This window comes from Microcoleus sp. B9-D4 (genome assembly GCF_036705105.1).
Lineage (GTDB): Bacteria > Cyanobacteriota > Cyanobacteriia > Cyanobacteriales > Microcoleaceae > Microcoleus.
Window position 1 is genome coordinate 1 of the sequence record NZ_JAUBTS010000090.1, and the last position, 19,838, is coordinate 19,838.

Consider the following 19,838-nt stretch of genomic DNA (forward strand, 5'->3'; position numbering starts at 1 on the left):
CAGGTAAAGACGCTGAAAGATACGCGGGGAGCAGAGTCACGCACAGCGCGTGAACAGCGCCAGCAGGCAATAGTAGAGATCGATCACCTGTGCGATCAAGTCCTGGAAATTAGCTTTGATGCTCTCTCCGCTTTGGGAAAAGAACCACCAAAATATAAGGCCGAGTGTCCTTTTCCCGGTTTATCTTCCTTTGCTGAGGAACAATACCACAAGTTCTTTTTTGGTCGCGATGAGCTGATTAGAGATTTACAAGAGGAACTGGCGAAGGATAATTTCTTAGCTGTTATCGGCACTTCCGGCAGCGGCAAGTCATCGGTGGTACTAGCTGGGCTGATTCCTAAGCTTAAAGAGCAGCAGCCAAGCCTCCAGTCGGTTCGCATCACACCGAGCAACGAGCCGCTGAAACAATTAGAAATACTGTTAAAGGTATCGGAACAGCATTCGGTACTGGTGGTAGACCAATTTGAGGAACTGTTCACCCTCTGCGAGGATAAAGCCAATCGGCAAGAATTTATCGACAAGTTGTTTCACCTTGCCGAACGCCGAAAAGTTGTCATAACGATGCGGGCGGACTTTTTAGGAGAGTGTACCTTCTACCCCCCACTGAGAAAGCGGATTGAAACCAGACAAAAATTGGTTGGACCGATGGAACCTGCGGAACTGATTACAGCGATGAAGATGCAGGCAGATAAGGGAGGGTTGCGCTTTGAAGCTGGCTTGAGCCACTCGATTCTCAATGATGTGCAAGGAGAACCAGGGGCAATGCCACTGCTGCAATATGCGTTGCAGGAGTTGTGGAAGCGACGGCGGGGACGCTGGCTGTGCGATGAGGAGTACCAAGCGATTGGTAAAGTCCAGCAGGCGATCGCTAAAACTGCTGATGATTTTTACAATAGCCTACCAGCTAAGAAACAAGAGCAAATCCAGAATATTTTCTTGCGCTTAACTCGCCTGGATAAGAATGCCATACAGGGAGAGAAGCGACGGGACACTCGCCAGCGAGTGGAATTAGAGGATCTCGTGTCCAGTGCGAGCAATCTGGCAGACACTAAGAAGTTGGTACAGCAGCTAGCTGGTGAAGGGGTACGGCTAGTCGTCACCAGTCGGAACGAAACTACTGGGAAGGAAGAAGTAGAAGTCGCCCATGAAGCTTTAATCCGCTATTGGCCAACGTTGCAGGAATGGTTGAATCAGAACCGCAACGACTTGCAACTGCGAGAAAACATAAATCAGGCAGCACAAGATTGGCACCAGCATAAGGAACAACCAGACCAAAAGAGCTATTTAATCCATCAGGGGGGAAGATTAGAAGATGCACAAGTGCTGTTGAAACAGCCGAAATTTGTGCATCTCAACCAAGAAGAAGCTGAATATGTCTTGGCTTGTTTGGAGTTGCGCGATCGCATCCGCAGGCAAGAAAAACAACGCAGACATCGCCTGCTTTTCGCCGCTGTCAGCTCAGCTTTTGTCTTTGCTGGATTTTCCATCTTTGCTGGATATCAGTGGCGGCAAGCACAAGTTGAGCGAATTCAGGCGTTAAGCACTTCCTCAGAAGCTAAGTTGGAAGTGGATCAATTAGAGGCATTGATAGGAACTTTACAAGCTGGAAAAGAAGTTAAGCAACTGTGGATATCAAACACAATTTTAATAAACGAAGTTATGGGCAAGCTGCACAAAGTAACTTCTGAAATCAGAGAAATCAATCGCCTAGAAGGGCATAAACGCTCAGTTACGGATGTCAGTTTTAGCCCTGATGGACAGCTACTGGCGAGTACAGGAGTTGATGGCACAGTTCGTTTGTCAGATTTACATGGCAAAGAACTAATTAAATTTGGAGTGAGTAAAGAGCGTGTTAGAAATATCTACTTTAGCCCGGATGGTCGGCTACTGGCGACTGGTGGTGAGGATGGGACTACAAAATTGTGGGATTTGAAAGGAAACCTAATCAGGGAATTTCCTAAGCAGAAGGAGGGGGTATTTAATATCACTTTCAGCCCTAATGGTAAGACTATCGCCACTGGTTCTGGGGATGGCATGGTTCGCTTATGGAGTTGGGAGGGCAAATTATTAAAAGAATTTCCTGCCCATAATACCAGTAGGAATAAAAAAGTGTGGGGCATCAGTTTTAGCCCAGATGGTAAGACTCTCGCTACAGGTTCTGAGGACGGCACCGCCAAGTTGTGGGATTTGAACGGCAAACTTTTAAGCGAATTTAAAGGGCATAAAGATACGGTGTTTAGTGTTAGTTTTAGTCCCAATGGTCAAAAACTTGCCACTGCCTCTATGGACAGCACTGTCAAGCTGTGGGATTTGAAAGGAAAAGAGTTGAGAGAATTTTCAGGACATAAAGACTGGGTGTTTAGCGTCAGTTTTAGTCCAGATGGTCAGAACCTTGCCACTGGTTCAAAGGACGGGTTTGTTCGTTTCTGGGATTTGAATGGAAAACTATTGAAGGAATTTAAAGGGCATTCAGACTCAGTTAGGAGTGTTATTTTCAGCCCAAATGGCAAGCTTTTGGCAACTGCGGGATACGACAGCACTGTACGCTTGTGGAATTTGCAGCAATATCGCCCGCCGCTAACTGATTTTAAAGCGCACAAAGGAGAAGTGTGGAGTGTCAGTTTTAGCTCTGATGGTGAGATCCTAGCGACTGCTGGAGCTGATGGTAATGTCCGCCTGTGGGATTATTTATCAGGCGAGAATCTGGGAGAATTTAAAGGTCATAAAGGTATAATTTGGAAGGTAAGTTTTAGCCCAAATGGCAAACATTTAGCTACATCAGGAGAGGATGGCACCGCTCGCTTGTGGAGTTTATTTGGTAAGCAACGGAGAGAATTCAAGGGTCATAAAGGTGGAGTTTTGGGTCTGAACTTTAGCCCGGATGGTAAATTTTTAGCTACATCAGGAAAGGATGGCACTGCTCGCTTGTGGGATTTGTATGGTAAGCAACTGAGAGAATTAAAAGGTCATGAAGGTGCCGTCCTGAGTGTCAGTTTTAGCCCGAATGGCAAACTTTTAGCTACCGCAGGAGCGGATGGCATGGTACGTTTGTGGAATTTATCGGGTCAGAAGCTAAGAGAATTCCCCGCGCATCGAGACTGGATCAACAGCGTCATTTGGAGTAATGACGGTCAAAAATTGGCTACCGGTAGTAACGATCGCACTGTCCGCTTGTGGGATTTGTCCGGTCATAAATTAAATGAATTAAAAGGTCATATAGGCCCGGTTCTGAAACTCCGTTGGAGTGAGGATGGTAAGCTGCTAGCAACTGCCGGAGCTGACTCAACTGCTCGTCTGTGGGATGTAGCCGGTCAAGAGGTAGCTGTATTCAAAGGTCATAAAGGTGAGGTCAAGAGCGTCGGTTTTAGTCTCAATGGCAAGCTTCTAGCTACGAGTGGCGAAGATGGAACGGTTAAGTTATGGCGGGTTGATGGATTAGATGAGCTGATGGTGCGGGGTTGCACTTGGGTACGTGACTATCTCAATAATCCTGATTCCGAAGTTATGCCTGAAGAACGTCACGTTTGTGATGGTATTGGCACTGCTAGTAATTTACCAAAAAAGTAGGAAGCGTCAGACCGAAACGAGGACGCAAGTCCTCTGTGGCGATCGCTCTATAACAATAGACATCTCTAGAATAACAATAGCTGGTTCCGTAAGGGTTGTGGGTATTTCAAATGGTTGGCTTATTTCCGCTCACCTGTAGCAGCATTTGTAGGGTGCGTGGAGACACACCCTACAAATACTTTATTCACTTCGTCGGGAATGCCTCCCTATCTGCTTCCATTACTACCCAGCCAATTTCTGGTCGCAGGCACAGAGATTCTGGTTCTTGACTGACACCAATTAATCCAGCAACAAAGTCCATTTCGTAGACATTCCCGAAGTAATTCCACTTGAATGGAGCCTTAGACGGCAGGTTGGGAAAAACACCCCGTGCTTCTATAGCTGGTGACAGCTCAGAATTTAACCAGGGATTGCGTAGATATGGTGGCTCAGGACTCTTGCCTTCAAACATTTGTTGCCACTTCGGTTTATGATTCATAATGTAGGGGAATAGTTTAGCCACCCATCCAGTAATATAGGGCGAGCCACTTCCCTCAGGTCCTTGGTACTTGTAAATGGAGTCCCAAAACTCGGTATTCACACTGCCTTCAGCGGCGGCTACAAATTCCTTTAGAATCGGTCGTAGCGGCTCAACCCACCACTCCAAACCAAAGCGAGCAAACTCTTCCACCCTCTGTGCAATAGAACGCCAATCCTCTACCGTTCCCTCCAACCTAATCCTAGGTATACCGCACATTGTGCGTACCTCGTACTCAAAGTAAGACTGCATTGCATCTAGCAATACGACTTCCGAGGCAGCACGTTCAATAGGGCCTGTGGTTGAGAAGTTAGCCACAATTAACTCGTGTGCCTTGCCAATATGTTGGTGAATTTGTTCGGAAAATTCCCCGAACACTTCTGCCCAGGGGTTGTCAGCCGAACCCTTCACAAAGTCATCACGGCTAACCTTAATCTTCAACTTTCCCGAATGCTGTACAAAGTGATGACGCAGTTCTTCGGCATTCATGTTAACGTGCTGTGCTAGTCCCTGTGTTAGGGTTAGCCAAATTATGTCAGGGGAAAGGCAAATTGGATGATGAAAGGCAAAAGCTGTATGTAGTGCGCCAATGAGTGGATGAAACGAATCAACACTCTCCACCAACTGCCCGCGATATCGAGAACAAGCCTCGATCGGTCTACCTAAAAACTCTGCAACTGCTTCATAGTAAGGAATTTCAGGCAAGGGGGTGGTTGTGGGAGATACCTTTGAAACAGCAAAAGTTCTGCCGATCGCGGTGCTGGTACCTTCAGAATTCGTGGCTAGATTGTACATAGATGATAAATCACTCTCATACTCCATATTTTAGACTCAGCTTTGTCTACCCAAGTAGCACTATGCGAACCAAAACGAGGACGGCAGTCTGCTGTTCCACGCTCCCTAACAACCTGAAAGCTGCGCGGGAAAACTCCCGGCAGCCGTTCACTTAGGTGTTCGCCCCGTTAACTCAATGCCTTCAACACATTCAACAGAGTGGTGGCTATTGACGTTGCGGTTTGCAGGGTTTCGGCGCTGTCAACTAAAGTCTTTGGCGCAGTATTGACAAATTGCTCTAGTGATGCTATCAACTGTGTCTGAGCCTGCTTGAGGTCAATTTCACCAGCCACTGAGTCCGCGCTGCTTTCTGCGGGCTTTTGTCCCAGGCCAGCAGGCAACTGCACAGGTTCCATCGTAGGGCGATCGGCACTCGCATCTTTACTGCTACTAACAACTAGCCGCACTGCTGGATCGCCAATAATCGCATAGTTGCGGGGGTTGTTGTTAGCCGTCCACATACCAGCTAAAATCAGATTATTGGGAGGCGTGCCAAACTTGATCTCTTCTAATTCCACATTCAGGTCAGAAGAAATTTCGGCATCCCGTCTTCATGGCATCTTTGGTCACTCCCCATACTCCTGATATATCAGCTTTTACTGTATAAACAGTCTCTGAATAACAACAGAATATTTGCGGTTCAACATCTACTGAAGAGCAAAAAATAATGGGAGGACATAACCCATGAAAGCCTTTGAGTTCGAGATTACCATCCAGAGCAAGTCAGGCGATTATAGCTGGCCCATTGTTTTAAGATGCAAGCCACTGGATGAGCTAACCACCCATTCCAGCGGAATTCTCCAGCTCAGCAAGGATGACTTTACCAAGCTGACACAAGAGCAAGAAAACGAGAAGGCATACGGCATCATACTGGGCAAAGCCCTCTTTAGAGAAAATGTGCGTGATACCTTTGTCCGTGCCCTGTCTAAGAGTAGTCAAGACTGCCCCTTAAGAATTTTGCTTTCTATTGAAGTGGCTGACGACGACGAAGTTAGAAGATTGCATTGGGAAAGGCTGTGCGCCCCTATTGATAGTGACGACAGTTGGCAGCTTTTAGCCCGTGACCAGCGCGTACCTTTTTCTCGCTACATCCCCAGCCCGATAGATCGCCGCTTTCCCCCGATTGGGCGGCGGGATTTGCGGGCACTGGTGCTGGTAGCAAGTCCCGCCAATATCGGCAAGTTTCAATTAGCACCTTTTGATGTGGAAGCTGTTGTATCGCGGGTGAAAGAAGCGCTGGGGGAAATTCATTCTGAGATTTTGGCAAATAATGTTGCAGGTGCGATCGGCCCACCAACGCTACAAGAACTATCTAAGCAACTGACTAACGCCAAGAACCCATACACCTTGTTGCACTTTGTCTGCCACGGCAAGCTAATAGATAACGGAGAGACCGTTCTGTATTGGGCGCAAGCCGACAATCAAGTCCTGCCAGTGACTGGGACAGAATTGCTGGACGAGCTGAGAAACATAGGCGGTCGGAGGGGCTTGCCTCACTTTGCCTTCCTCTGCACTTGCGAGAGTGCCGACCCCAGAGCAGAAGGGGCATTAGGCGGATTAGCTCAGCGATTGGTACGAGAATTGGGAATGCCCGCCGTCATAGCGATGACCCGCAAGGTGAGCGTAGAGACGGGCTTGGCTCTAGGACAGAGCTTTTACCGACGACTCAGAGAGTCAGGAGAGGTAGACACGGCCCTGCAAGAGGCAACAGCCGGACTGGGAAACCGCCACGATATTACAGTTCCAGCCCTATTCAGTCGCTTGGGTGGACGTCCCTTATTTAGCGATAGCCTGGAAAATCGCGAACTAACCGACGAGGAAATCGGCAATGGCATCAGGAAACTGCGGGAACTGCTCGACGAGCGAGCACCTGTACTTCAGCAGAGGTTTGAAACGCAGGTAGAGAAACTGAACAATACACGGGGAGCAGATTCACAGGCAGCCCGTGAGGAGCGTCATCAGGCTTTAAAGGAACTCAACAACCTCTGTGTCCAAATACTCGAGCTCAGCTTCGATGCTCTGGCAGCTTTGGATAAGAAACCACCACCATATCAGGCTGAGTGCCCCTTCCCTGGGCTATCTTCCTTCCGCGACGAAAAATACCACAAGTTCTTCTTTGGGCGCGATGAGCTGATTAAAGAGTTAAAGCAAAAACTGGAGAGCGATAACTTCTTAGCTGTCAGCGGTATATCGGGCAGTGGCAAGTCATCGGTAGTGCTAGCTGGACTGATTCCTAAGCTTAAAGAGCAGGAGCCAAGCCTACAGTGCAATCGCATCACACCGAGCAACGAGCCGCTCAAACAATTAGAAGAAATACTGTTAAATGTATCCGAACAGCCTTCGGTACTGGTGGTAGACCAATTTGAGGAACTTTTTACCCTTTGTGAGAATAAAGACAATCGGCAAGAATTCATCACCAGATTGTTAAACCTTGCCTCCCATAGGAAAGTCGTCGTGACGATGCGGGTGGACTTTTTGGCAGAGTGTACCTTTTACCCAGAGTTGAGTAAGCGGATTGAAACCCGACAAAAATTGGTTGGACCGATGCAACCTGCTGAACTGATTACAGCGATGAAGATGCAGGCAGACAAAGCGGGGCTGCGCTTTGAAGCTGGTTTGAGCGATTCAATTTTAAATGATGTAAAAAAAGAGGCAGGGGCGATGCCACTGCTGCAATATGCTTTACAGGAGCTATGGAAGCGGCGACATGGGGTGTGGTTGTGTCATGAGGAGTACCAAGCCATTGGTAGAGTCGAGCAGGCAATAGCCAAGACTGCTGATGATTTTTACAATAGCTTGCCAGCTTCTGAGCGGGAGCAAGTCCGGAATATCTTCTTGCGCTTAACCCGTATGGATGTGAATGCCGTTGAGGGAAAGAACACGGGACGGCGAGTGGAGTTAGAAGATCTGGTGTCAGCAGGTAGCGACCTAGCAGTGACAAAGAAGTTGGTGCAGCAGTTGGCTGGTGAAAAGGCGCGACTGGTAGTCACCAGTAGGAACGAAGCTACGGAGAAGGATGAGGTGGAAGTCGCTCATGAAGCTTTAATCAGCTACTGGCCAAAGTTGCAGAACTGGTTGAATGAGAACCGCAATGACTTGCTATTGCGACAAGACATCAATGACGCAGCAGAGAAGTGGCAGCAGCACCAAGAGCAACTAGACAAAGACAGTTATCTCACCCATAAGGGGGGGCGATTAGAAGATGCCGAAAAGCTATTGAAAGAACCTAAACTTGTCCACCTGAACCCACTTGAGGCTGACTATGTGAAGGCTTGTGTGGAGTTGCGCGATCGCCAGGAAAGAGAGAAGGAAGAGCAAAGGCAGCGAGAGTTATACCAGGAAAAAAAGGCAACAAAAGCTGCTCAGACACGAAATAGAATTGCAACTATATCTGCTGTGGGGTTAGCTGGATTGGCTATCTTTGCTTTATGGCAGTGGGGACAAACAACAAGGCAAATCAAAATAACAGAGCTACAGAGAAATATAGCTTTGGTTAAGAATATCCTGTCTACCGAACCTACAAAAGCTTTAACTCTCGCAATCACAACCACTAAACAGAGTTCTACAGAATTTGATCGGCAGTTTCTAGGTCCCGCTGAATCAGCTTTATTCAGTACTTTGGACGCCGCTAGAGAGCAAAAGGTTTTCAGAGGACATAAAGGTGCTGTTACTTCTGTGGCTTTCAGTCTTGACGGTCAGATGATTGCTAGTACAGGACAAGATGGCAAAATCCGCTTGTGGAAGCTAGACGGAACTATCAAGAAAGTTATTAATAATCAAGCTCCTGCGATCGCTGTAGTTTTTAATCCAAAAGACAAAAACATACTGGCTAGCCTCAATAAGAATGGCACTCTAAAAATCTGGGATCTGAGAGACTATAAAGTTAAATTCAGGATATCGAGCAACCGTTCAACTAATGTTACTTCTGTTGCTTTTAACCCTCAAGACAGGTATGTATTTGTAACTGGTGGGCAGGATGGAAAAGTCCAGCTATGGAATCTAAAGAATAAAACTTCTAAAATTATAGGAACTCGTAAGAGTGCAGTCTATGCTACAGCCTTTAGTTCTGATGGTAAGACAATTGCTGTTGGAGGTGCAGGTAAAAATATACAACTGTGGAACTTGGATGGAAAAAACACTGCTCCAAAAGAGTTGCTTGCAGGGGATAAAGGTGAAGTAGATTCTAGTGGTTATGGCTGTATAACTACTATAAAATTTGATTACGATAAATACTCAACTACTCTTGTTAACGGTGAAAGAATGGGAAGTTTTGCTCTGCACTCAAAATTGCATATATGGCCAATTTATGAAGGAAGTAATTCTACTGGTAATTCGATATCCGCTCATAATTTTTCAATTTATTCTATGGATGTTAGCCAAAATGGAGCGATTGTTAGTAGTGGTGATGACGGTACTATACAGTTGCACGATTTAAAAGGTAAATTACTGACAAAACAACCTTTGATTGGTCATGAGATTAAAAATGATTTCGTCGGGCAAGATTGTAGGGGTAATTCCGGCTTTGATGGTTCCGTTGCTGCTGTAGCATTTAGGCCTGATGGACAGACGATTGTGAGCGGTGGATCTGATGGGACTGTCCGGCTTTGGAGTGCAGAAGCGCTTCCCGGTCTCAAACTAGTTCCTGTTAAAACGGTTGGACTTCTGCAAGATCGTAGCAATTCTCCTATTTATGAAAATTTTCCGAAAACTTTAAAGTTTTTCCGGTCTAATGGCAGCCAAATTGAGATGATAAATAAAAGAGATACTGTGGAATGGAAAGATATTAATGATACTAATTTTCAACATCAAAGCCAAACTCGAAGCCAAAAAGAATTATACTTTTACAGCCCTGATGGAGAAAGAATTGCTACTGTAACTCAGGGGAACTTTGTTGAAGTACGAGATCAGCAAGAAAAACTTCTTGAAAAGCCTTTTGATGTCGCAGTAAAAGTGAAGTTAGGAGCTTTAAATTCTAATAGTAGAAGAATTGTGCTTGTGGATCGAGAGAATGGTATACAAGTAAGAGACTTCACAGGCAACCGTATTGGTAACTCTTTCCGACATGAAGGTGAGGTGAGTGATATCGCAATTAGCCCTGATGGACAAAAGATTGTTACTGCTAGTAGTGTAGGAGTAGCTGCTGAGGGTATAAGTTCAAGTACGTTGAGACTTTGGGATATTCATGGCAATCTAATAACCAAATTTGACCTCTCTAATGCTTTGTTTGGGAGAGAGAGCTATACAGAGCAGAATTCACTGTTAGCGTTCAGCCCTAGTGGCAAGAGCATGATTGCTTACAGCCGTCTTATTACTTCTTCAGTGATGACCACTTTGCCTAGTAACTCGCAAGTATTGCTGGAAGCTGCCTGTAACCGATTACGCTACCATCCAATATTGAATAACCCTACAACCCTCAATTTAAATAAGAATGAAATAGAAGTATCAAGACAAGCTAAAGACATTTGTCAGAAAGATGTTTGGAATAACCAACCTATGCAGTAATCGCATTTTTGTTTAAGCATACATACGATATTGGGTGCGCGACTATCTGAAGAACGCCTGTGCTAATCTCAGTGAGAGCGATCGCCATCTTTGTCATGGTATCGGCGCTGCTAGTAATCTACATAAAGCAAACTGAGACTTGGCTGCTAGTTCCTAGCGAAGAACGCCAAGGAAGCGTCAGACCCAAACGAGGACGCAAGTCCGCTGCCCTAGATCGCTCCCTAACAACCTGAAAGCTGCGCGGGAAAAGTCCCGGCAGCCGTTCACTTAGGTGCGATCGCCCAGTTAACTCAATGCCTTCAACACATTCAACAGATTGGTAGCTATTGACGTTGCCGTTTGCAGGCTTTCGGCGCTGTCAACAGAAGCTTTTTGGACGGTATTGACAAATTGCTCTAATGATGAAATAAGTTGCGTCTGAACTTGCTTTAGAGCAGCTTCATCAACAACTTGCTCTGGAGTTTCCTGAGCCGAACCCTGTCCCGATTGGGCAGAAGTGAAAACTACAGGTTGTTCAATAGTGGGGCGCTCGGTACTGGCATCTTTACTACTACTGACCACTAGCCGCACTGCTGGATCGCCTATAATCGCATAATTGCGGGCGTCGTTGTTAGCCGTCCACATCCCAGCCAAACTCTGATTATTGGGAACCGCGCCAAACTTAATCTCTTCTAGCTCAGAGCTGAGGTCGGAGGAGATTTCGGCATAGCGCTCGTCAAAATACTCCACTGCCGATCCTACTGGATGCCCTTCCAGCAGACGCTTAACGCTACTCTGAAAAACTGCTATCTGCCGTTTCTCGGCACTTGAACCGCGAATATCTGAACTAGAGAAAGAACAACCCCAAGCTCGATCGACATGACCAATGACAGCGAGGGCACCTCCCTTGGCATGACTCAGGAGTTTCTGCGGCAAGCGGGCAAGAAAGGGATACGGCGCAATATCGGGTCGTTCGGAAAGAAATTTAGAGTGACCGTCGAATTCATCCTTTTGGGGACAGCCAGCACCATAGCAGGCAAAGTGAAAAGCAATCATTCCTAAAAGCCGCGCTTGTTCGCCAATATCGTCCCCAGAAAAGTAAAAATCTTCCGGGATCGGCTTTCGTCCCCATTCGCGACCGGGCCAGTCTTGGCACAGCAGTGCGCCTTGGTGGGGCAACTGACGCGGATCGCCATTGGGAAAGCCCATGCCATGACTGGCAGTGAAAAGCAAACTAGGTGTTTCACTGCCTCCTAGCAATTGCCCCAAGCGGGCTTTGGTTGCTTCTTCTTTGAGAATCGTTTTCACATCCCAGTCGGAATGTTTCTCGACAACCCATTCAGATAACGGCTGAATGAGGTCTTGAGTGCTGAGATTAGTGGCAGCGTCTCCTGGGTTGCACACACCGAAAAAGGTAGCACTTGGGGATAAGGATAAATTGCCAGTTTCAGCTTCTACTACACTGTGAGCGTACTGCGCGTATTCCTGTAACGTATCAAAGTAAATGCGACCCACTGCGTACTGAACGCTGAGCTGGGACTGAAAGCGATAGGGAATTGTTACTGGATCTCCAACAATCAGCAGGTAGTAGGGCATTTTGTCCGGATCGGCAGGACCTGAAGATACTCCCTGACGTGCCAAGAAATTCTTTTTTGACTCATACTGATTTTTTGCCTTGTCGTAACGATAGCCTTGGGGACCTTTGTATTCCTGATAGTAATGCTCGTGCTGTTGAGTAGCTTGCTTTTTGCGATGGTCTAATAGCTCGCTGAGCGCCTCTCGAATTGCCGGATCGGCATCGTAAGCGAAGATTACTCCCCAACCTGTTTGTGCTAGGTTTTTGGGGTCTACTCCCTCTATAGGAGCAAAGTCAGGCTCTTCTTTTTGCCGCTTTTTTAGCTCAATATCTTCTAGATTGTCTGGATCGAATTCTTCACCTTGGGCAATCTTAGATACTTGCTCGGCGCTCAATGGCGGTAGCAAATAATCACCGCTGGCGCCATTAATCCCATTGAAAAATAGCAAGTCTTCTTCGTTCATATTTTTGGTTCCTGGTTGGTTGGGCGAATAATCACAATTTGAGTTTTGAGTGAATCAGATAGAAACCCCACAAGCTTTTTTAACAAGGGCTTTCTGAGTTTCTATCCGTTCTCGCAGGCAAAAAAATTGAGTCTAACTCTGGCGGTTAACTGGGATAAGCTGCTGACCACACGGCATGAGCGACTTCCGGCTTGGCAATGTCGCAATGGGCACCACTGGTGGGCCCTCCCAGCTCCGCATTACAAATAAACTTGCTGCTTTCGAGGTTGTAAATTTTGCCGGGTTTAAAGTGATACGAGGCATCGCAGGGGAGCATATTTATGTTTTCCGCAGCCAGGTCATCTCCACCTAGACCAAAGCTGCCAATTCCGCCATATTTAGGCAATTGACCGGGGGCAAAGTCCACAGCACTAAAGGCAGTCTTTCCAGCTAGGGGGTACATCCGGCCGACTGCATAGTCGAACTGCGAGTGAGTTGTAACGATCGGACCTGCGACTTTACCTTGAGCGATGATTGTATTAAAGTAACCGGGGCGATCGCGTTCGTATGAAATCTTTGAACAGTAAGACCACAGCGATACAGCGCCTTGTACCAACGCCAGAGAATTCACTGGGCGGACTAACGTACCCTTCCCTTGCGGACCGTTGAGGATGGAAGAGACAACAACGCATCCGAAGCTGTGACCCATCAGGTGGAATCGCACCGTTTCTGCAGCGTTCTCTTGCAGTGTTTTTAACAAGTTGAACCCACTGTTCTCACCGATTTTGCGAGCGCGTTCTTTCATTTTCCAATAAGACAGTACCCGCAGGGGGTTCAAAACCTTATCCCAGAAAGAGCTGCTGTCGGTGCTGAAACTTACTGGTTCATCTATACTCGCTTCATAGATGGCTTCTGGATCGAAACCTTCCCAATCCGAACCCGGTGCCGCACCTTCACCTTCGCTACCCAAGTCAGCCTCTTGGTTCAACACTTGGTAGGCGTTGAGTACCTCTGGTGGCAAGCTATCAAGTGTGTTGTCTTCCGTCGCCGCCCTGAGAATTGTTTGCAGGGCTTGCCGTGCTGCTTCAGTGTTAGCAATGCGATCGGCATATTCATCGACTACGCGATCGACGGGATCTGCGTCGTTCACGTCAAAAGACACCGAACTTGTCAAATCTTCATTGCCCCAAGGCTTGCTAGGCCAGTGCAGTCCGATCATTAAGGGACGAAATCCCGATCGCACCTCTTTGATTTTTTCAATATCGGCTGTTTGTTTAGCCATTGCGCCAATCCAGTCGTTGTACTGCTGTCGCGCTGCGGGGATGTCACCCATCCACCCGTGGCTCATCAGGAATACATCTGTGATTGGCTCATTGGCTAGCGCTGAGAAGATTTGTTCGCTCAGTTTCTTCCCATCAGTTTCATCGCGTTCGTTGCCATCCTTATCAAAGGCAATCAGGTAGTAATTCAAGGAAGTATTAGGTACTTTTTCAATTGGCATGGCATTTATAAATTTTCGGGTGTGGGTGTCGTTTTAGGTGAACTCAAGATGGAACTGTTATCCCAAAGTTTTTTTTGACAAGTTCGCTTTTATTTGGGGCTGTGCAAGACTAAGTTCCTCAAATTCTCCATCAGTCTGCACAAGGTTCCCAATTTATGAGCGAATCGTTCGATCGGCTTTGGGATTACGTGCTGAGTGGCGGTTTATATAGCGCCCTCGCCAATTTCGGTATTTTGTTTGCAGTTGGCATTAAGAAAGCGATCTGGTATCAAATTCATTCAGAAACCAAGAGAAACGCTCTTGGACGCTCTGTTCTATCTCTGCCTTTACTTGTTGAGGATTTTGTCCTTTTTGAGTAATAAAGACATTATACTGTACCTTGGTCAATTGATAATTTCTCTCTGAAAGCGTGATTTTCCCTCAATAGAGACTGACAGGCATTACGCTTTTTGTTACTTCATACACTAGGAGTTTTTCCGCATCATAGGCAGAGATTAAGTTTTCTTCAATAATCTTATTCTGAGAAAAAAATACTCGTCTTCCCGATACAGGAATCATTCTGACATCTATAGCATGTTGTACCCAAGATATATCTTCCCAATTGCCGATTATTGCCCATAATTGCTCGGCGGGACAATATACATCAACCTCGAAGGAGCAACGCAGACCGTCTCGTTCAAGAATAAAGTTGTTAAATTCCTCAACTCGTCGTTCAGGAGCGGTGGCTATTATTTGCAGAAACTTTGTTCGCTCCTTTTCCTCTTGTCCCTGTAAAGCAAAGTCAAGTTTAAGCGTTACTTCTGAGCCTTGGATACCATCACTCATCGGATAAACTCTGATGGTAAGCTCATAGAAGCTAAAAAAATAATTTGCTTCAGGAATATTACTTTTCCAAATTCGTTTCTGTGAGTTGTAAACAACTAATGTTTCGCGGGTAAGAGAGCCTTTGTACTCAAATCGTATTGTTTATCCTATGCCATTAGTGGGCTGATTGTCTCCCGTTTCTAAGATAATATTTGGGGGATCACTTAAACCTTGTTGAAGTGTTAAATAGTCGTCAAATACTGACCAAAATTCATCAGGCGATAACAAGGTTAAGTTATTACTGGTACGCGAGAGGCGTTTGGCAGAAGCTAAATAATCAACCTCTACTTGTGAAAAAGAAAACGGCATTGTGCCTATCTCCTAAAATAAAAAAGCAATACTTCGGACAGTTTTGGAACAGGGACGCTCCCCGAACAGAGACAAAAAATCCCTGGAATTTTAACCGAAACTCCCAAAAAAGGCACTTTTTAGATTAAGCTCAAAAAATAGACGAAATTAAAAAAATGCCTGATGAATATTCTAGAATCAATTTTACAACAAATGTCAGGGATTAGTCAATCCCAAAAAAAGTTTATGGTCACCTTGTTTTCCACCATATTGCTTGTTTATGGCAAGGTAAACTTTACCAATCTGAGCCGTTACAGTTCGTTGAGTGAAAAAACTTATCGTCGGCATTTTTTGAAAAACTTTGATTTTGCAGAATTTAATCAATACTTTATCAATAAAGCCTTGGATTCTGAGCAAACTATTATTGCTGTAATCGATTGTTCATTTATTGACTCATAGTGGCAAAAAAACTGAAGGGAAAGCTAGCTTTTATAATGGTGTAGCTGGCAGACCAGAAGAGGGATTAGAAATTTCTGTAATTTCTGTGGTCGAAGTCGAAACTCATTTGTCTTATAGTGTGAGTGTACAACAAACACCCTGGCGTCCTCCCACAGAACTACCCAAAAATCCCCTCACTGCTCAAAGGAAAAGAAAATCAAAAAAACCAACTAAAAAAAAAGCACGACTATGCTCAACGCCTGAGATAACAAGAGTTGAATCCTCGGCTCAACATTTAAAAAAAACCCGTTCTTTATTGCCAGAATCTGTACGCTCGGATTGGTAGCTGATGGTTATTATTGCCGCGCTAAGTTCTGGGATGCTGTACGAAATTCAAATTTAAATTTGATTAGTAAATTACGCTCAGATGCCAACTTAAAGTACCTCTATACAGGTGAAAAAAATAAAATAGGTGCACCTCGTAAATACGATGGAAAAGTAGAATGTAATAAGTTAAAAAACTTAACCTTCATCAAAGAAGTTAAACCGGGAGTTAAGCTTTACTCATTAGTAGTATGGAGTGTTTCTTTAAAATGCAAAATACGTTTAGCTTGTCTTTCAGAACTCCAACCCAATGGTAAAATCAAAAATATTTTATTATTCAGCACTGATATCGAGCTGACAGGTGAGCAAATACTTGAGTATTATCAGGCTCGTTTTCAGATTGAGTTTATTTTTCGTGATGCCAAACAATTTACGGGCTTATCCAATTGTCAATCTCGTAGTGGTCAATGCCTTGATTTTCATTTTAACGCCAGTCTAATTGCTTTAAATTTAGCCAAATATGAAGCTTATAATCGTCATTCATCTCCCAAGCCATTCGTGTTTTCCATGACCTCTTATAAACGCCGTGAATTCAATAGGCATATACTTTACACCTTTATTGATAAGTTAGATTTAGACCGGAATTTAATTTTAAATCACCCTAACCTTCCGTCAGTCCTATCCTATGGTACTCTCGCTGCTTAAAAACTGTCCGAAGTATTGAAAAAGGACTAAATGTCAATACTGGGGGGTAGATTTTCAGGGTCTAAATAGGGGTAGGCAAGTTTACCTGCATCCTTTAGCTTCATGTTTCGTAGTTTTATATCCCTTGAAAGTGCTGTGAAGCGAAGATTTGCACGATGCTGTACTTCTGGAAATCTCTTCTCCAAAGGGGCGATCGCTAAAGGGCCTGCAAGGCGAAAACGTGAATCATCCGTGAGCAAATAAGCAGAGGTAAGCTGGAATAAAATCCGCTTTATAGTGTGAGGCAAGGCAGCTTTCACATACTCATCAGAAATCTCATCTTCCCCCTCTGGCATTGGTGCCAACATTGCGATAGGGTAATTAGGAAGATAAGCACCATGGTCAAACTGAGCAAAGTTTAATATGGCGTGTCCGGCACTCGTTTTCCAGATTATATTTTGTAGTACCCAAGCTAATTGCTTTTTACTGGAAATATTTTCAGGGAATGAGGGGATGTCAGCCTTATTTGGGTCTCTCATCTCTGTAACCCATCCCTTGATCATCGCGTCAGTGGCTACATCATCGTCATTAGGATATGCTGCATTGACAAAGTCGGTTGTGTACTCGCCAAAAATATCCCATAACTTTAAGCCATCTTCACGGTAGTAATAATCTTGAATGCCATCTGATTGCTCGCGGTCAAATCCACGTTCCGAAAGTTGCTGAGGAAAACTTGATTTCTCAAAATCCCATTTGAGCCATGCGTTGAGCATAATCTCCAAACCTTGAGCCGTTCCAGTGGAAAACGTGCTGTCTGTAAACGGCATCACATTTGAAACGAGGGTGTGCCGTGCCACATAGTTGATACCAATGGTGTCCTTGAAATGAGGTGCAAGCAAGTCCCTGATTGGGTGATCTACGCTAGGTGGAAAAGAATTGTGAAAAGCAACGGCAAAAGGTTCGACACCAATATGGCCGAATCCGAGATGCCAAATAAATTGCATCACCTGGTTGTCTGCACTCTTCATGTGCAGTTTCGCAAGCATCCAGCGGTTTGTTGGGGACTGCGGAGTGTAGACTGGAAGATCTTCATTTAGTCGGATACCTATCATGTCCACAAAGGTCTCTCCTTCCTCAGAGTCTTGCACAATAAGCCCCGTAGCAGGATATGTATACATACCTTGGTGCGGCTTAACGTTCTTCAGTTCTGGAAGATCGACTATTAATAGGCGTTTTTCGAGGATCAAATCACGTAGAAACTTTCCTTTATAACTAAGGTCGCGCATATTTTCTGGAACTTCCTCAATACCTCCTACAACCTTGATTGTCATAGGATTAAGACCGTTCAAGAAGTGACGGGCAAACTCTCTATCTTTACGCCAATTTTCATTGATGTATGGGGTTTCACCAATGTATCCACCTTGTACAGCTTGGTAAATATCACCTGACTTGGCAAGACGTTCTTGTATGCCAAGCTCAGTATAAAGAACCTCATTTAGTCGCTTAAAAAACATACCAGCCCTTGTTGGGTCTAGAGCCTCAGATTGTGGAAGTCCCTTAACAGCCCGAGGAAGTCTAGTCAAATCGACATCAGGCAACTCCGCATTTTTTTCATAGGTCTGATATTCCCATTTTTCTTGCTGATCGACCACAACGTCAGTAAGTACCTGTTTTAGTATTTTCTCAAGAGTCGCTATGAAATCAGCAACGCTTGTAGGATTATGGCTCAATTGCTCAGCATAGTTAGGTAAATTCATTGTTTGAGATTCTTCAATCAAATTAAATGCACTATTCAAATACTTTATCGCATCATTATAAGCATTATGTTGTACGTTCACAAGTGCCTGTTTTACTTGCGGTGGGGATGCCTCAGTGTATGAAAACCCTCTGACTTTTCTTAAAGTTTCCTTCCCAGTCATGGGAGCAACTAAAGGACTAAAATCCACAAAAGTATATACGGCCTTTAAACCAGGGATTTGGGGTTCCACTTGCACAAAGTCATATCGTTCGGAGAATTTTTCATCATCCCTCGCTACAAGCAATTCATCAAACGTAGTATGTTGAACACTAAGTTTGAATCGCCTGATACAACCTATTTTATCATTTTTAGGGGAATAATATCCATCGTTTCCTAGATTTTCCACCATTCTAGGTTCTCTTTCCCAAATGGTCTAAATATCTGCCAAACTTGATGAATTGGTGCTTGTACAATTCCAACACTTCAACATCAGGATTTCGGTCTAAACAAGCTGGCTTAGTCACTTTTAAAATCTCCTTGATTAAGGTTTTTACAGGCGTCTTTTACTCCTTTAGTTCTAACCGCCTTGATGACTACTGGGACGTTTTGCGGTCGCCTTTCACGGGAGCAGCTACCCGTTCATACTTTTGTTCACTGTACGCATTAGACTCATCCCCCCGTACTGTTGTCCGGCGTTTTAGGCTTGTTATGAGTTACTATTTACTCACCTTCCCTCTAAGGGAGACATCGATTTAGATGTCTTTTACAGCTACTTTCCAGTCACGTCTGTTGACCAGGACTTACGCAGTTACGCTATATGTAGCGTACTAATGAGTTAGAGATCGCTGAGGAACTCAAACGCGATCGCCAACAGCCTGAATTAGGCGATCGCCAGATACTTAACGCGCTATATATAGCGTCATTGCGTAAGTCCTGAGTAGTGTTTTGAGAGAACGAATCGCACTTCGACATACAGACTATATTACTTTAGATAGATGACTGTCAAGGAGGGGGGTGACTTCTTTGTGATTCTTAATGAATATTAAGAAAATGTAGAGACTGTAAAAATTTAATACTTATATAACAGACCTCTTGCCAAATAATTTTATGATACAATGAAATATTTGGATGAGAGTTGATTGAATCCCAACTCCTAACTTATTTTCACTCTTGTCTTGCTCAATACTCCGGACAGTTTTTAAGCAGCCAAAGTACCATAAGACAAGACTGAAGGAAAATTAGGATGGTTTAAAATCAAATCCGGGTCTAAATCTAACTTGTCAATAAAGGTACAAAGTAGATGCTTATTGAATTCCAGACGTTTATAAGAGGCCATAGAAAACACAAACGACTTGGCAGATGAATGACAACTAGAGAGTTGATGTTTAGCTAAGTTTAAGGCAATTAGACTGGCATTAAAATGAAAATCAAGCCGTGGTAAATGACGAGCTTGACAATCAGACAATCCTGTAAATTGCTTGGGATAACGAAAAATAAATTCAATCTGGAAGCGAGCCTGATAATATTCAAGAATTTGCTCAGGTGGTAGGTGAATATCAGTGCTAAACAATAAAGCATTTTTG

15 protein-coding genes are annotated in these 19,838 nt (G+C 44.7%); 7 read left to right on the forward strand and 8 right to left on the reverse strand.

The annotated features are described in order from the left end of the window. Positions 1–3,567 (forward strand): WD40 repeat domain-containing protein (locus QUB24_RS30670; RefSeq protein ID WP_333157343.1); only part of this gene is annotated, 3,567 nt, incomplete at its 5' end. 184 nt (positions 3,568–3,751) lie between these two features. Here the strand turns inward: QUB24_RS30670 and QUB24_RS30675 are convergent. Beyond that, entirely contained in the window at positions 3,752–4,879 is a 1,128-nt protein-coding gene (locus QUB24_RS30675; RefSeq protein ID WP_333157344.1) for a DUF4419 domain-containing protein, read from the reverse strand. A 167-nt stretch (positions 4,880–5,046) separates the two neighbouring features. Then, complete coding sequence (locus QUB24_RS30680; protein WP_333157345.1) at positions 5,047–5,436, reverse strand: hypothetical protein; 390 nt, start codon at positions 5,434–5,436, stop codon at positions 5,047–5,049. A 166-nt stretch (positions 5,437–5,602) separates the two neighbouring features. Between QUB24_RS30680 and QUB24_RS30685 the strand changes: the two genes are divergently transcribed. Next, entirely contained in the window at positions 5,603–10,420 is a 4,818-nt protein-coding gene (locus tag QUB24_RS30685) for an nSTAND1 domain-containing NTPase (protein WP_333157346.1), read from the forward strand. 59 nt (positions 10,421–10,479) lie between these two features. Next, the gene (locus QUB24_RS30690) at positions 10,480–10,653 is read left to right on the forward strand and encodes a hypothetical protein (RefSeq protein ID WP_333157347.1); all 174 of its coding nucleotides are present in this window, start codon (positions 10,480–10,482) and stop codon (positions 10,651–10,653) included. A 52-nt stretch (positions 10,654–10,705) separates the two neighbouring features. Here the strand turns inward: QUB24_RS30690 and QUB24_RS30695 are convergent, their stop codons facing one another. Beyond that, the gene (locus QUB24_RS30695; RefSeq protein ID WP_333157348.1) at positions 10,706–12,439 is read right to left on the reverse strand and encodes a hypothetical protein; all 1,734 of its coding nucleotides are present in this window, start codon (positions 12,437–12,439) and stop codon (positions 10,706–10,708) included. A 145-nt stretch (positions 12,440–12,584) separates the two neighbouring features. Next, the gene (locus QUB24_RS30700) at positions 12,585–13,919 is read right to left on the reverse strand and encodes a hypothetical protein (RefSeq protein ID WP_333157349.1); all 1,335 of its coding nucleotides are present in this window, start codon (positions 13,917–13,919) and stop codon (positions 12,585–12,587) included. A gap of 155 nt (positions 13,920–14,074) precedes the next feature. Between QUB24_RS30700 and QUB24_RS30705 the strand changes: the two genes are divergently transcribed. Continuing rightward, positions 14,075–14,278, forward strand: a complete 204-nt coding sequence (locus tag QUB24_RS30705; protein WP_333157350.1) for a hypothetical protein — start codon at positions 14,075–14,077, stop codon at positions 14,276–14,278. Positions 14,279–14,339: 61 nt separating this feature from the next. Here the strand turns inward: QUB24_RS30705 and QUB24_RS30710 are convergent, their stop codons facing one another. Together QUB24_RS30710 and QUB24_RS30715 are read right to left on the reverse strand one after the other, a co-directional pair. Next, a complete protein-coding gene (locus QUB24_RS30710; RefSeq protein ID WP_333157351.1) occupies positions 14,340–14,744 on the reverse strand; it encodes a hypothetical protein in 405 nt (134 codons plus the stop codon). Between the two features lie 141 nt (positions 14,745–14,885). Next, complete coding sequence (locus tag QUB24_RS30715; protein WP_333157352.1) at positions 14,886–15,092, reverse strand: hypothetical protein; 207 nt, start codon at positions 15,090–15,092, stop codon at positions 14,886–14,888. Between the two features lie 162 nt (positions 15,093–15,254). On the opposite strand from QUB24_RS30715, the gene QUB24_RS30720 reads away from it, so the two are divergent. Genes QUB24_RS30720 through QUB24_RS30730 form a run of 3 tightly spaced genes read left to right on the forward strand, consistent with a single transcriptional unit; the run spans position 15,255 to position 16,538 of the window. After that, a complete protein-coding gene (locus tag QUB24_RS30720) occupies positions 15,255–15,530 on the forward strand; it encodes a hypothetical protein (RefSeq protein ID WP_333106363.1) in 276 nt (91 codons plus the stop codon). Beyond that, complete coding sequence (locus QUB24_RS30725) at positions 15,520–15,855, forward strand: hypothetical protein (RefSeq protein ID WP_333157353.1); 336 nt, start codon at positions 15,520–15,522, stop codon at positions 15,853–15,855. The genes QUB24_RS30720 and QUB24_RS30725 overlap by 11 nt, the downstream gene beginning before the upstream one ends. Further along, positions 15,849–16,538: a transposase gene (locus tag QUB24_RS30730; RefSeq protein ID WP_333157354.1), complete on the forward strand. Its 690-nt coding sequence runs from the start codon at positions 15,849–15,851 to the stop codon at positions 16,536–16,538. Before QUB24_RS30725 ends, QUB24_RS30730 begins: the two co-directional genes overlap by 7 nt. 26 nt (positions 16,539–16,564) lie before the next feature. Here QUB24_RS30730 and QUB24_RS30735 read toward each other — a convergent pair whose 3' ends face one another. Together QUB24_RS30735 and QUB24_RS30740 are read right to left on the reverse strand one after the other, a co-directional pair. Continuing rightward, positions 16,565–18,664, reverse strand: coding sequence for a lipoxygenase family protein (locus QUB24_RS30735; RefSeq protein ID WP_333157355.1), 2,100 nt, complete (start codon positions 18,662–18,664; stop codon positions 16,565–16,567). A 789-nt stretch (positions 18,665–19,453) separates the two neighbouring features. Then, positions 19,454–19,838, reverse strand: a 385-nt coding sequence (locus tag QUB24_RS30740; protein WP_333157356.1) for a transposase, incomplete at its 5' end; no start/stop codon positions are given.

Excerpts from the sequence above, each read along its gene's own strand:
- QUB24_RS30720 (WP_333106363.1), top strand. The coding sequence starts at position 15,255 with ATGAATATTCTAGAATCAATTTTACAACAAATGTCAGGGATTAGTCAA.
- QUB24_RS30685 (WP_333157346.1), top strand. The coding sequence starts at position 5,603 with ATGAAAGCCTTTGAGTTCGAGATTACCATCCAGAGCAAGTCAGGCGAT.
- QUB24_RS30735 (WP_333157355.1), bottom strand. The coding sequence starts at position 18,664 with ATGGTGGAAAATCTAGGAAACGATGGATATTATTCCCCTAAAAATGAT.
- QUB24_RS30710 (WP_333157351.1), bottom strand. The coding sequence starts at position 14,744 with ATGAGTGATGGTATCCAAGGCTCAGAAGTAACGCTTAAACTTGACTTT.
- QUB24_RS30705 (WP_333157350.1), top strand. The coding sequence starts at position 14,075 with ATGAGCGAATCGTTCGATCGGCTTTGGGATTACGTGCTGAGTGGCGGT.
- QUB24_RS30700 (WP_333157349.1), bottom strand. The coding sequence starts at position 13,919 with ATGCCAATTGAAAAAGTACCTAATACTTCCTTGAATTACTACCTGATT.
- QUB24_RS30695 (WP_333157348.1), bottom strand. The coding sequence starts at position 12,439 with ATGAACGAAGAAGACTTGCTATTTTTCAATGGGATTAATGGCGCCAGC.
- QUB24_RS30715 (WP_333157352.1), bottom strand. The coding sequence starts at position 15,092 with ATGCCGTTTTCTTTTTCACAAGTAGAGGTTGATTATTTAGCTTCTGCC.
- QUB24_RS30675 (WP_333157344.1), bottom strand. The coding sequence starts at position 4,879 with ATGTACAATCTAGCCACGAATTCTGAAGGTACCAGCACCGCGATCGGC.